At 52.8% G+C, this 13,557-nt stretch carries 13 protein-coding genes; 3 read left to right on the plus strand and 10 right to left on the minus strand.

The window, feature by feature from the left end; all coding sequences use genetic code 11:
• Window position 1 precedes the first annotated feature (1 nt).
• From AC2JF8_RS07165 to AC2JF8_RS07175, 3 genes are all read right to left on the minus strand, one after another.
• Window positions 2–574, minus strand: a complete 573-nt coding sequence (locus AC2JF8_RS07165) for a 5-formyltetrahydrofolate cyclo-ligase (RefSeq protein WP_500762357.1) — start codon at window positions 572–574, stop codon at window positions 2–4.
• 54 nt (window positions 575–628) lie between these two features.
• Entirely contained in the window at window positions 629–778 is a 150-nt protein-coding gene (gene rpmG / locus AC2JF8_RS07170) for a 50S ribosomal protein L33 (protein ID WP_172999151.1), read from the minus strand.
• Window positions 779–853: 75 nt separating this feature from the next.
• Window positions 854–2,953, minus strand: a complete 2,100-nt coding sequence (locus AC2JF8_RS07175) for a peptidoglycan D,D-transpeptidase FtsI family protein (RefSeq protein WP_500762359.1) — start codon at window positions 2,951–2,953, stop codon at window positions 854–856.
• Between the two features lie 283 nt (window positions 2,954–3,236).
• On the opposite strand from AC2JF8_RS07175, the gene AC2JF8_RS07180 reads away from it, so the two are divergent.
• Window positions 3,237–4,151 (plus strand): N-acetylglucosamine kinase, encoded by a 915-nt coding sequence (locus tag AC2JF8_RS07180; protein WP_500762361.1) that lies wholly within the window; start codon window positions 3,237–3,239, stop codon window positions 4,149–4,151.
• A gap of 131 nt (window positions 4,152–4,282) precedes the next feature.
• Here AC2JF8_RS07180 and greA read toward each other — a convergent pair whose 3' ends face one another.
• From greA to AC2JF8_RS07205, 5 genes are all read right to left on the minus strand, one after another.
• Window positions 4,283–4,759 carry a transcription elongation factor GreA gene (gene greA, locus AC2JF8_RS07185; protein WP_500729028.1) on the minus strand — a complete coding sequence of 159 codons (477 nt, stop codon included), beginning with the start codon at window positions 4,757–4,759 and terminating at the stop codon, window positions 4,283–4,285.
• A gap of 87 nt (window positions 4,760–4,846) precedes the next feature.
• Entirely contained in the window at window positions 4,847–7,264 is a 2,418-nt protein-coding gene (gene pheT / locus AC2JF8_RS07190) for a phenylalanine--tRNA ligase subunit beta (protein ID WP_500762363.1), read from the minus strand.
• The gene (gene pheS / locus AC2JF8_RS07195) at window positions 7,264–8,313 is read right to left on the minus strand and encodes a phenylalanine--tRNA ligase subunit alpha (RefSeq protein WP_500729030.1); all 1,050 of its coding nucleotides are present in this window, start codon (window positions 8,311–8,313) and stop codon (window positions 7,264–7,266) included. The genes pheT and pheS overlap by 1 nt, the downstream gene beginning before the upstream one ends.
• A 289-nt stretch (window positions 8,314–8,602) precedes the next feature.
• Window positions 8,603–8,953: a winged helix-turn-helix transcriptional regulator gene (locus tag AC2JF8_RS07200; RefSeq protein WP_500762365.1), complete on the minus strand. Its 351-nt coding sequence runs from the start codon at window positions 8,951–8,953 to the stop codon at window positions 8,603–8,605.
• Window positions 8,954–9,031: 78 nt separating this feature from the next.
• Window positions 9,032–9,799, minus strand: a complete 768-nt coding sequence (locus AC2JF8_RS07205) for a TrmH family RNA methyltransferase (RefSeq protein ID WP_500729032.1) — start codon at window positions 9,797–9,799, stop codon at window positions 9,032–9,034.
• Window positions 9,800–9,890: 91 nt separating this feature from the next.
• Here AC2JF8_RS07205 and AC2JF8_RS07210 point away from each other — a divergent pair, with 91 nt between their 5' ends.
• Window positions 9,891–10,208, plus strand: coding sequence for an acylphosphatase (locus AC2JF8_RS07210; RefSeq protein WP_500729098.1), 318 nt, complete (start codon window positions 9,891–9,893; stop codon window positions 10,206–10,208).
• A gap of 32 nt (window positions 10,209–10,240) precedes the next feature.
• The gene (gene yidC / locus AC2JF8_RS07215; protein WP_500762367.1) at window positions 10,241–11,206 is read left to right on the plus strand and encodes a membrane protein insertase YidC; all 966 of its coding nucleotides are present in this window, start codon (window positions 10,241–10,243) and stop codon (window positions 11,204–11,206) included.
• Window positions 11,207–11,258: 52 nt separating this feature from the next.
• Here the strand turns inward: yidC and AC2JF8_RS07220 are convergent, their stop codons facing one another.
• Complete coding sequence (locus AC2JF8_RS07220) at window positions 11,259–12,842, minus strand: sensor histidine kinase (RefSeq protein WP_500762369.1); 1,584 nt, start codon at window positions 12,840–12,842, stop codon at window positions 11,259–11,261.
• On the minus strand, window positions 12,820–13,533 hold the full coding sequence (locus AC2JF8_RS07225) for a response regulator transcription factor (RefSeq protein WP_500729035.1): 714 nt from the start codon (window positions 13,531–13,533) through the stop codon (window positions 12,820–12,822). Before AC2JF8_RS07225 ends, AC2JF8_RS07220 begins: the two co-directional genes overlap by 23 nt.
• Window positions 13,534–13,557 lie beyond the last annotated feature (24 nt).

The raw sequence follows: 13,557 nt of genomic DNA on the forward strand, positions 1-13,557 counted from the left end.
CCTACCTCTGCATGACCGCTTGCGGCGTAATAATCGTTTGAATCTGCACGTCCGTTTTCTCGGGCTGCCAGGCAGCTGTTGCAAAAGTCATCTGCGAATTAGCGAGGGCAACCGTTTTTGTGTCCGGGTGCTGGGCCAAAAAGCGGTCGTAGTAGCCGCCACCAAAGCCCAGGCGCTCGTGGGAGTCAAGCGCAAAGGCCAGGCCGGGAACGACTATCAGGTCCAGCTTGTTGTTAATCCGGGCGTCAGGATCACTGACTTCCTCAACGCCGAACTTCGACTTGGTAATCTTGCTCGTGTAGCTGTAATAAATAAAATCCTGGGTACGCTCACGGTTATCGTTAGCGCGCGCCAAGTACACGTCCTTGCCCAGAACCCAGAGGCGTGCTATCAACTTGGAAGTGTCAACTTCATAGGACAAAGAAGAAGTAATGCCAATACTTTGACTGCTTGCAAGCATTTTCCACTTCATTATTTGCCCGAGCAGGGCCTCATCTTCGCGGGCTTTTTCCCTCGTACCCGCATATGCGCTTAACCTTTTAATCTGTTTTTGCCGTAGTTCTTTTTTATTCATGATTCTTCCATTACAAAAAATAGCAGGGGCACAGGCCCTTGCTATATTGGTTTACTACTTAGTTTCACGATGAAGAGTCGCGTGTCGTTCAACTGGACAATACTTCTTCAAACTTAAACGTTCCGGATGCTTACGCTTGTTTTTCTTAGATAAGTAACTTCTATCGCCACATTCGGTGCATTCTAAAATGATGTTATCTGCCATTTTTTTCACCACCTAAAACTTTATTCTGACTGTACTATTCTAGCATTTTTATGTTATCTTGACCAGCGTTATTCACTAATTTTTGCTTCTATGCAATTTAAAGTAGTCCTGAACCATCGCCTTGGTCATTTGCAGCGTGTAGGAACCCTCGAGTTCAGGGTCAAGACCAGGAAAAACAACTGCCGTCGCAATTTCGGGGTTGCTTGACGGGGCGTAGCCGACAAAGGTGGCATTGACCAGCTCCGGCGGATTCTTCCGGTTGGGGTGGTTAGGATCGAAGTAAAAGGTCTGGGCCGTCCCCGACTTGCCTGAAATCTCCGGCTTGACGTCCTTTAGCTTATGCGCCGTCCCCCAGGAATTGGTGCCGTGCACCACGCGCCAAAAGCCCTGTTGGACGATGTTTAATTCGTCCTGCGTCCACGGCACGCGCAGCTGGACCACCGGCTTCTTGTTGTAGTTGATGTAGATGTTCTTGCCACTGGTCGAGGTGTGTCCGATCGATTGCACAACGTAGGGCTGCATGCGGTAGCCGCCGTTGGCAATCGTCGACACGTACTGCACCATTTGAATTGGCGTATACGCGTCGTAGTTGCCGTAGGACAGGTCAAGGACAGACCCGGACAGGATTATCCCCTTGTCGTTAAACGACCGTCCCTGAATCCCGGAAATCTCGCCGGGCAGGTCAACGCCCGTTTTCTGGCCCAGGCCGAACATGTTGAAGTTGTGCCGGATGGTGTCAAAGGCCGTGTCCGGCATCCTGATTTTTACCTTCGGCACATATTCGGCACCCACCCAGTTCATCGCCAGGTGCATCATGTAGATGTTGCTGGACACCTCAAGCGCGGTTTCCGCGTCAAGTGCCCCAAACGTCCCCACGGGGTAGACGGACTTCTTAATCGGCGTGCCCGGCAGGTAAACCGGCGTGTCGGGCAAAACGTTGTTGGTCGGCGTGATCACTTTGTTGATCAGCCCGCCACTGACCATCGCGCCCTTAACGGCGGATCCCATGACAAAGGCCTGGTTGATTACGCCGAGCGCGTTGTTGGTCGTCTTGTTTTTTACCGGGTCACGGCTTATGCCGGCAATCGCTAGGAGTGCGCCCGTCTTCGGGTTCATCGCAACGGCATAGGCACCGTTGGAATAACGCGCGGCACCGGAGCCCAGTGCGGCCGCATAGGTGCGTTCAAGCGCGCTCTGAACCTTTTTTTGGTACCTGGCGTCAAGCGTCAAGACCAGACTGGCCCCGGCCTGGCCAGAGTATACCGACTTGGTCTGTTTGATGTCGCCACTGGTCTTGGTCCACACCTTGCTGGTGGCCTTGGTTCCCTTGAGCAGCGGCTCGTACTTTTCTTCCAGGTATGAAGTCCCGACGCGGTCATTGCGCGAGTAGCCGTTAGTCAGGTAATACTGCAGGTTGTCACTGGGCAGGCCCGCTTTTTCCGTTGACACGGAGCCAATGATGCTCTTGATTGACGAGCCGTTGGGGTATGACCGCTGCCAATCGGTACCGATGCCCACGCCCGGCAGTTCAGACAGGTGCTCGCCCACCTCGGCAATTTCCTTGTCGGTCAGGCCACTGTTCTTAATGTAGATTGTTGATAAGGTGTAGGCCCCAGAAATTTTGTTATAAATGAGCGCCGCCGTCTTTTCGCGGGCGGTCAGTTTAATGTGGCGTGCGCGCGCCTGCTTCATGATTGCCTGGTTGATCTGATCCTCGTCCTGGGTTGCCCTAATTGACTTGGGTACCCTAGACGTCTCGCGCATGCTGTTCTTCTTGTCGCCCAGGTAGTAGTCGATCACCTGCTGCTCGGTCGGCTTTTCATTGCGAATTCTGATGTAGCCGCTTAGTGCGTTCGAGATTGCGTAAATATCCGCCGCCGTAGTCGAGACGCTCTTGGTATAGGTGATGGCGTTCTTCGCCTTGTTGCCGACCAGGACGCTGCCCTTGGCGTCGTACATGACGCCCCGCGGAACCTGACTCGACACGACAGCCGAATTTGACTTCTGCACCTCGGCCTTGAAGCGCGAGCCATAACCAATCTGCAGGTAAGCCAGCTGGCCAATCAAAGTAGCAAAAAGAATAAAAATAATCCCCAGGATGATCTTCATCCTGATGGGTGTCGAAGCCTGGTTCTTCGAACCCCGGCCTCCCTGATTTTTCTTAAAAAATTTCACGTAATCAAACCTCACTAGACTAGGGTTATTCTAACAAAAAGCAGCGGGCAATTCTATCACTTGCGCGTTCCTTTGGCAAAATTTTAACAGATTGACTGCGGCGCCGCGGGCCTCTGGGCGCCATAACCAAAACACAAACACCCGTGACCAAGCGGCAGCGCACGACTTGCTTAAACTATTTCCCAGGAAATCGTCTTGTTATGAAAAGGCCTTCAGTATTCCACGCTTTTGTAATAAAATAAGTTTAAACGGTAACAATTTAAATAAAAGAGGAGAACAAGATATGACACTTAAATACCAGATCGGCGTAGACGCCGGCGGGACGCATACGATTGCAATCGCTTATGACATGAATGGACAGCAGCTTGAACAAGCCGAAACCGGTCCCGGACAGGTCAACACAGACTACAGCAGTGCAATCGCCAACATCGTTGGCGCAATCAACCAACTGATTGAGCGCATAGACGGCGATTGTCAGCGCATCATGTGCGGAATAGCCGGCCTGTCAGTCATCGGCCACGCGTCCGAAGTGGCTGCGGAAATTTCGTCGCGGGCCTACAACCTGCCGACCCGTGCGGTAACCGACTCCCTGCTCGCCCTGTACAACGGACTGGAAGGTGATGATGGGAGCCTGGTAATTGCGGGCACCGGTTCCGTCTTCAACGGCCTCCAAAAGGGCAGAATCATCACCACGGGCGGCTATGGCTTCATGCTGGGCGATGAGGGGTCCGGCTACGCGATTGTGCTGTCCGCGCTAAAGGCGGCCCTGCTCAGCTGGGACAAGCGCGAACCCAACCAGCTGATTGCGCTCTTCAACAAGCTCTTCAAAGTCGACAACATCGTTGATGCAACCGCAAAATTCTACAAGCTGGCCAACGCCGACGTCGCTTCCATGGCCGTTGATGTAGCCCGGCTTGCAGATGACGGCGATCCCGACGCCAAGGCCGTAATTATGGAGCAGGCCGAGCTATTAGCGCGCGACATCGTTATCGGCATGGACCGCTTCGAAAACCCGAAGCCGATGAAGGTTGCGCTAACCGGATCGGTTCTCGCCAACAACAGCATGCTGCGCGCGCATTTAGAAGAAAAGGTCCACGAGAAGTACCCCGACGCAGAATTTACCATCTCAAACGGGGAGAACGCACGTGGCGTAGTCTTCGACAAGAGCAAGGACTACCGCTACTTCACCAGCCACTAAAGACATGCTAAAAAAGACCAGAACGGCTTAAGTGCTGGGCCCCGCTTTAAGGGCCCGCTTCAAACATTCTGGTCTTTTTTGCTTGCCTTGAACGCGTTCTGCTCAATCTACAGAACCAGTCCGGCAATTATCTAGTCTTCCACCTTGTTGATCACGGCGTCAAACTTGCCGCCGGGCGTCGCAATGGTGACCGTATCGCCCTTCTTTTTGCCTAGAATGGCTTGGGCAATCGGCGAATCATTGGAAATCTTGCCGTTTAACGGGTCAGACTCGTCGCTGCCCACGATTGTGTAGGTTTCCGGCTCGTCCTCGCCCACCTCGGTGTAGGTAACGGTCTTTCCGACGGCAACCTCATCGGGGTTAGTGGAGTTGGCGTCGACAACGTGGGCGTACTTCAGCATTTCCTCAACGACGCTGATCCTGTCTTCCAGGTGACTCTGTTCGTCCTTGGCTGCATCGTACTCTGAGTTTTCGGACAAGTCGCCGTATGAACGCGCAACCTTGATGCGCTCAATAACCTCTGGGCGCTTAACAACTTTTAGATTTTTTAGTTCCGCTTCAAGTTTTTCTTTTCCCTCAGCGGTCATTGGATATGATTTCTCGGGCATAAAATTTTCTACTCCTTAAAGTTAAAATTTCGTTTGCATTGGTTTATGATATTGATTTCCCCGCTCAAAGTCAACCATAATTCAATTTTAACGAATAACCGCCTGCAGCTTCTGCTCTAGCTGGTCCATAATCGCATTCATGGCCTTGGTTACCACTTTCTCAGTCAGGGTTTCCTTTTCATTGTAAAAGGTTAGCCGGTAAGCCAGGCTCTTCTTGTCATCATCGATGTGTGAACCCTGGTAGACGTCAATCACCTGCAAGTTGCGCAGGTACTTGCCCCCGCTAGTTTTGATAACATCCTCAACAGTCTGGTTGACCACCTTGCGGTCGACCATGATCGACAGGTCCCGTTCAACGGTTGGGAACTTCAGAACCGGCTGCGCGACAGTCTTCGGGTCCATGATCAACGGGATGAGCACATCAAGGTCTAATTCGTAGCCGTAGACTGCACTGCCATTCATGGTCTTGCTTGTCCTTGTTACCGTGTGGCTGATCATGCCAATCATGCCGACGTACTGGTCCTTGACGTAGATGCCGGCGGTTCTTGTGGGGTGCATCCCCATGATGAACTCGGCCTTATACTCAACCTCGCTAGCAGCGATGCCAATAGCCAAGAGCAGGTTGGTCAGCTGCCCCTTAACGTAGTAAAAATCGATCTTCTCATTTTTGTGCTGCCAGTTTTCAAAGTAGGTATTGCCGGCGTAAAGGGTGGCCAGGTGTTCGTGCTCATTGTACGTACCGCCTTCAAGGTCGTAAACGCGGCCCTGCTCATAGAGGGCCAGCTGGTTTTGCTTGCGCGCCATGTTGTACGCTGCTGCATCTACCAGACCCGTCAGCAAATTCTGCCTGAGGCTAGAGCGACTGGAATTGAGTGGCATCTGCACCTTAACCAGCTTCTTAGGCTCCTTGACGAAGGACACCGCCTTTTCCGGCGAGGTCAGGGAATACGAGATTGCTTCAATCAGCCCCTGCCCCTGGGCAACGTTCTTGATCCGCCTGATTGCCTCTTCCTTCTTCGAGTAGCCGCCCTGCGTTTCAGCCAATACGGGCTGCGTCGACTTAATGTTGTCATATCCGTACAGGCGCCCGACTTCCTCAACCAGATCGGCCTGCAGCGCAATGTCCCAGCGCCGTGCAGGCACGTTAACCGTCAGGTTGTCACCGTCCTGGACGGCCTGAAAGTTCAGCCGGCAAAAAATATCCATCATCTCCTGGCCCGCAATCTCGGTGCCCAGGACATGATTTACATACGATACCGTTGTTTTGATCACCACGGGTTCACGCTCTTCATCGCTGGCCGTGACCACGCCTGAAGCGACCTGGCCGTTAGCCTCGTTGCGCAGGAGCAGCGCGGCCATGTCAAGCGCACGCCTCGTTGCGTCCCAGTTAACGCCCTTCTCATAGCGGCTCGACGCTTCCGTTCGGTTGGCGTGGCGCAGGGCGGCCTTGCGGATGAGCGTAGGGTCAAAGACGGCCGATTCAAGCAAAACGTCCGTCGTGTCGTTGACGATTTCCGAGTTCAGCCCGCCCATTACGCCGGCCATCATTACAACTTGGTCGCCGTTAGTAATGACAATATCGCTTGGGTCCAGGTCGACTTTTTTATTGTTGAGCAGGGTTAGCTGCTCGTTTGCCTGCGCCTTGCGCACCACGAGCTGGCCGCTCTCAAAGGCACGCGCATCATAAGCATGCATCGGCTGACCGGTAAGCAGCATCACGTAATTGGTAGCGTCGACAACGTTATTGACCGGCCGGATGCCGGCATTCCACAGCCGCTTCTGCATCCACAACGGGCTGTCTGCAATCTTGACCCCCGTGACTTTGCGCAGGTAAAACTTGGGCGCGAGCTGCGGATCCACCTTAGCCTTGAAGTCCTTGGTCCAGTCCGGACCATCGGCCTTCAGCGCCACTTCTTCCACCTTGACCGGTTCATTCACAATTGCGCCGACCTCATAGGCTGAACCCTCCATGGAAAGCGTATCAGCACGGTTGGGGGTAATGTCAAAGTCAAAGATGTAGTCGTCCATGCCCAGAGCCGCAAAGGCTTCTTGACCCGGCTTTAAATCGGCGTCCGCCGGGAAAACGTAGATACCATCTGCGTATTTTGCCGGCACAACGCCGTCAGCAAAACCGATTTCCTGCAGTCCACAAATCATGCCGTTTGACTCGACGCCGCGCAGCTTGCCCTTCTTAATCTTGACGTTGCCGGCAATCCGGGCACCCGGAAGCGCCACGATCACGTCTTCGCCGCTAGCAACATTAGGCGCTCCACAGACAATCTGGCAATCTTCACTTTCACCCACGTCGACCTGGGTCACGCTTAGGTGCGTGCCTTCGATTGGCTTGCAGTCGGTGATATGACCGACCACAAGTTTTTTCAAGCCCTCCTGAGGGTGCCTTACCTCAGCAACCTCAACGCCAGTACGGGTGATTTTTTCACCTAATTTTACAGGTTCTTGGTCTAATTTCACAAAATCCTGCAGCCATTGATATGAAACCAGCATTATCTTTCCTCCCTGCTGAATTGTTCTAAAAAGCGGACGTCATTGGTGTAGAAATCGCGGATGTCGGCAATCCCGTACTTGAGGATCGCAAACCGGTCAAGGCCGACGCCGAAGGCAAAGCCGCCGTACACGCTCGAATCAACGCCGGCATTTTCCAAAACGTTGGGGTGAACCATGCCGGCGCCTAGAACCTCGATCCAGCCGGTGTACTTGCAAATTGCACACCCCTGACCGTCGCAGTTGAAGCAGGACACGTCCATCTCAACCGACGGCTCGGTAAACGGGAAGTAGCTCGGGCGCAAGCGCGTCTTGCGGTCCTGCCCGAAAACGTGCCTCGTCATCATTTCAAGCGTCCCCTTCAAGTCGCCCATCGTGATGTTCTTGTCGACGACCAAGCCTTCCATCTGCATAAACTGGTGGGAGTGCGTTGCATCGTCATCGTCGCGGCGGTAGACCTTGCCGGGGCCGACCATCTTGAGCGGTCCCTGGGAAAAGTCAAACTTTTCCAGAACGCGAGCCTGGTCACCAGAAGTCTGCGAACGTAGCAGGTGCTCGGGGTCAATGTAAAAGGTCTCCTGCATGTCGCGCGCCGGGTGGTCCTTGGGCAGGTTCATCATTTCAAAGACGTAGTGGTCGCTCTCAACTTCGGGCCCCTGGACAACGGTATACCCCATGCCGATGAAGTATTTTTCCAGGTCGTCTAAAATAATATTGATTGGATGCTTGGCCCCCAAGTGCAGCCTGCGCCCCGGCAGCGTAACGTCGATCTTTTCCTTCTCGAGTCGCTCTTCGATCAATTCTTTAACAATTTCATTCTTGGCATCATCCAGCTTGCTGTTGAACAGGTCGCGCAGCTCGTTCACCCGTTGGCCGACTTCACGCCTGTTGCCCGGGTCAACGTCCTTCATCGAGTGCAGAATCTCGGTCAATTTGCCCTTGCGGCCCACCAGCTGGACACGCACATCGTTCAGTTTTTCCTCGTTTTTGGCCTTGTCGATTTCTTCTAGGCCCTTGTCATGCAGCTCTTTCAGCCGGTCAAATAAATCCATCGCTTTTTCCTTTCAAACAAAAAAGCTCCGTCCCTCAATAGGGACGAAGTTTCGCGGTACCACCCTTGTTTGGACTTTCGTTAAGTCCACACTCAAGTCTTCGATAACGGCGAATACCGGAATTGGTTAGATCCTACTCGCAAGGTGAAATTCACAGGTCCGGTTAAACTTTCTTTCCAGCTTAATAAAAAAGTTTCTCTGGGTAGCCGACCGCTGCTACTAGCCTTGCTTTATCGTAATTACCTAATAGGATAATTCTTTTCGGTCAAACTTGCAAGGGGTATTTGCGTTAAACCCACTTGTCCGCCCAATCGTGAATCTGGTCGAACACGGGCTTTAACTCGGCACCCTTCTTTGTCAAGCCGTAAGAAATTATCTTGGTCTCGCTGTCAACAGAACGCTTAACGATGTCTTCGCGCTCCAATTCCTTGAGCCGCTCAACCAAAACCCGGTCGGAGCAAGCCAGAACGCAGCGCGTCAAATCCTTGAAACGCATGTAATTGCCAGCACACAGTGAGCTGATGATTAGGCCGTTCCACTTTTTGCCGATGATTTTAAATGCGTTGATAAAGTGGTCGCATGATTCGTAATCGGTCGCTTGACAGCCACCACAATCCTTAATTTTTGCCTCTTCAGCCATAACACTCGTCCTCCCACAGAAAAGTAATTCTTAAAGTTAATTATAAGAAATTTACTTACTAAAAACAAGTACAAGTGCTCAGGCAAAGTGGTAAATGATGATGCCAGCGGCTACGGCGGCGTTCAGGGACTCGGCCTTGCCCTTGATCGGAATGTACAGGCGCTCGTCACTGGCCCCAGCAACTGCAGAACTGACGCCGTGGGCCTCGTTGCCGATCACCAGCCCCAGCTGCGGCACGGGCGCAAACTCCTGCAGCTGCCTGGCCGCCTTGTCCAGCATGCTGGAATAAACGGGGATGCCGTTAGCCCGCATTGTGTTGATCACCACCAGCAGGTCCTGCACAATCAAATTGACGTGGAACTGACTGCCCTGCATTGCACGCTGGGTCTTGGGGTTGTACAGGTCAACGCTGGACGGCGATAGCACGGCGCCGTCAAAGCCGGCCGCATCGACGGTCCTAATGATTGTCCCGACGTTGCCCGGATCGGCCAAGTCGTCGAGCAGGACCCACTTGCCGTAGTTAAACGTGTAGTTCTTGGGCTGGGCAATTTTCAGCACCCCAAAAATGTTCTGCGTAGTTTTGGTGCTGGACAGGTGGTGGGCAATTGCCGAATTGATCAGGATTGTCCGCGCGCCCGCCGGGTCAACCTGAAAAAGGTCCTCAGCCTGCGTTAAGGCCTGCTCGCTGCCCAAAAGATAGACAAAGCTGCATCCCGCCTTGAGCGCCTCCCCAATCAAATGGAAGCCCTCAATCATGTACAGCCCCGTTTCCTCACGGTACTTTTTTTGTTTTAGCTTCGCTAAGTCCTTAACCAGCTTATTGTTAACCGAACTAATTTGTTCCATCAATCAAACATCTTCTTTCAAACTTTATTGTAGTGTAACATTTAAGGGGTAAGATGGTAGAATCAAGGTAATGCAAGAGAAAGGACTAATTATGGGAATCTTTAACAAGCAAGACAAGTCGCCGGGGCAGCCGGCAGAGACATGGCAATTGACCGTTTCCGGCGTAGTCCAGGGTGTGGGCTTCCGCTGGAGCGTCCTCAACCTGGCTAAGCAGATGGGCCTTTCCGGCAGCGTCCGCAACAACATTGATCAAACCGTAACAATCACTTTACAGTCAAGCCTTGACCGTGTCAACCAATTTTGTCGGGAACTGCCACAAAATGTTTCGCCGTTTGCCCGGATCACCGACATCAAAAAAGAAAAATTGGCAAATGTAAGCAAAGTGCATGGTTTTCATGTATTATATTAGGTATTGAGAAAAGTATTAACATGGAGAGTTTAATGAGAAAACATCGTAAGTATATCGGATTGGCTGTCCTCTGCACGGCAGTCATGTTAATTGTTACCGGCTGCGCACAAAATGGCGGCTCAGCCACCACGCCCCCGTCGGGTGGCTTTTACGGTTGGATTTTCAGTTGGATTGGCCGGCCGTTGCAAAACATCATGCTGGGTCTATCCGACAAGATTAGCGGAGACAACGGTGCTGGCTGGTCAATTATCCTCATGACCTTCGTCGTCCGGATGATCCTTTTGCCACTGATGCTTAACCAGCAGAAGAAGTCGACGACGCAGCAGGAAAAGATGGCCCGCGTTCAGCCCCAGATGAAGCTGATTCAGGATACGATGAAGCGCAAGGACCTGACGCAGGACCAGCAAATGACCCTGGCCGGCTGGCAGCGCCAGCTGTACGCGCAAAACAACCTGTCGCTCACGGGCGGCATCGGCTGCCTTCCGCTGCTTATCCAAATGCCGATCATGATTGGTATCTACCAGGCCGTAATGTATTCCAAGCAGCTGGCCAGTTCAAGCTTCTTCGGGATTTCTATGAGCAGCAGGTCGATTGCGGTGACAATCGTGGCAACAATCTTTGCCTTCATCCAGGGCTACATCTCTTTGATCGGCATTCCGAAGGAACAAAAAAAGCAGATGCAGTCCATGATGCTGATGAACCCGCTGATGACCCTGTTCATTTCACTGTCGGTCTCCGGTTCAATCGCCCTCTACTGGGCCGCCGGCAACTTCTTCATGGTCCTGCAGCAGGTGATCGTTACCTTTATCATCATGCCCAAGGTCAAAAAAGAGGTAGACGCCGAACTCAAGCGCGAACCAATCAAGGAAATCGTTACGCAGGAGAAGATTGACCAGCTGGTTAACCAGACAGGCACGCCCCAGGCTACACAACAGGAGGCCACGATCCACGAGAACCTCCGCAACCGCAACAAGGGCAAGCAGCATAAGCACAGCTAGCTAGTGCTGCTATATTAAAGACATGCTAAAAGCGCCATCATTTAGGCTTGACCTAAGCGGTGACGCTTTTAGTTTGCTTTTTTTGCTTTTTTCCCGCACGGCTACGCAAATTCTGCGCCTGCTTCTTGGTCAGCTTGGGAAAGACGATGATAAACTGGCTGCCCTGGCCCTCAACGGAATCAACGCTGATCTTGCCGTGGTAGCTCGCTACCAGCTTCTGGGCGATCGACAGCCCCAGGCCGTTGCCGCCCTTCTCCCGGGTCCGGGCCTTGTCGACGCGGTAGAAGCGGTTGAAGATCTTGTGCTGCTCCTCGGGGGAGATCCCCTCGCCGAAGTCCTGGACAATGATTTGGACCTCATCGCGTGCCAGCCCGGCAGAAATGTTCAGCTCCTTGCGGTTCGTTGAATACTTGATGCCATTGTCAACCAAAATCACCAGCAGCTGTTCCAGGTGGCCGTGGTAGATTTGGATCTCCGTGTCGGCCGGCAGGTCGTCCATGTCAAGCCGGATTGAAAAGTCCTTGTGCACCAGTGCCATGTCGGCTGCGACCCGCTCCAGGACCTCGGAAACCCTGGTCACGGCGTTGGGGTACTGCACGTTGATTTGTTCCGCCCGGGTCAGGTCCAGCATCTCCTGGATGAGGTGCTGCATCCGTTTGGCTTCCTGCAGAGAGGCCGAAATCGATTCCGCCAATATTTCCGGGTCCTCTTTGCCCCAGCGCTCGAGCATATTTAAGTGGCCCTCAATCACGGCAACCGGCGTGCGCAATTCGTGGGAAACGTCCCCGACAAACTCCTTCTGCTGGTCAATATAGCCCTGCATCCGGTCCAGCATCTGGTTAAATGAAACCGCCAGTTCCTGCAGCTCATCGTGGCGGTGCAGGTCCCGAATTCTTGCGGTACTGTTGGGGTCATCGTTAACCTCGAGGGCGACGCGGGACATTTCCTTGATGGGCTTAACGATGCCGCTCACAATCACAAACGCAACCACCGTGAAAAAGACGATTGCGGCCAGTGAAATCCAGACCATCCACTTGAGCAGGTTTTTCATCAGGTCGTTGTAGTAGGACATCTTGTTGGCCACAACGATGTACCCCGTTACCCTGCCGCTCTCAAGCGCCCTGACCTTCCGGTACGTGACCAGCTGCTGGCGTCTCTCCTGCAGGATCCGCTCCGTCAGGTAGTCGCCACTGATCTTTTTGAACTTGGGAATTTCGCCCCCATTATCGAAAACATCCTCCCCACCGCGGTTGTAGACCACGACGGTCAGGTCAGGATTAGTCAAGGACGAAAGCAGGTCGTCGCTGAAGGCGCTGCTCGGGCGGTCATCCCTATTAATCGGCGAGTTGCCCTTCATCACCTGGCGCGTTGAGGGGCTGAGGGCCGGAACAACGTTGGCAATTTGCAGTTCTGTTGGAATGTGGTTCAGGCTGTCGTTGAGTTTGGCCACCATCCGCCCGGACGCCGCCCTCTGCTGAACCAGCGACTGCTGACCCACAAAATTGTAGATAATTACTGAGAAGACAATAAAAGAGACCGCAATTGTCAATGAAACAACGCTCACCCAGCGTACAATTAATGACGTGTGCTTGGTCTCTTTATTGTTTTTATTCTTACTGCTTTTCATCGTCTTCATCTCTTACCATATACCCAGTGCCGCGAACGGTCTTGATATAGGATTGCTGCCCCGGGATGTCAATCTTGTTGCGCAGGTAGCGCACGTAAACCTCAACAACGTTGGTTTCGATGTTTGAGCTCGGTCCCCAGATTTTGGACAGCAACTGGTCGCGGCTAACCACGTTGTTCTTATTCTTGATCAGCGTCATCAACAGGTTGTATTCCCGCTTGGTCAGATCGACGGCCTTGCCGTCACCGCGGCGGACAATCCTGTTGGCCGTCTCAATGGTCAGGTCCTTGAACTTGACCACTTTCTTCTCGATGCTGTCGTCGGACGCCTCTTTTTCAATCTTGACGCGGCGCAAAACGGCGCGCAGGCGGGCCAGCAGCTCCTCGATTGCAAACGGCTTGACGATGTAATCATCGGCGCCGTGGTCCAAACCGGAAACGCGGTCGATAACAGAGTCCCGTGCGGTCATCATGATAATCGGCGTGCTCTTAACCTGCCGAACGCGCCTTGCGATTTCCAAGCCGTTAAGGTCCGGCAGCATCAAGTCCAGCAGGATTGCGTCAAAATCTTCGTTGAGGGCAAGGTCCAAGCTCTTGCGGCCATTGCTTTCGACAACCGTATCGTACTTTTCGTGCTTCAATTCTAATTCAACAAAGCGCGCCAAATTCTTTTCGTCTTCAACAATTAAAATTCTTGCCATATTTTATCCTTTTCATAATTAAAA

It is taken from the genome of Lactobacillus sp. CA30L (assembly GCF_059900845.1).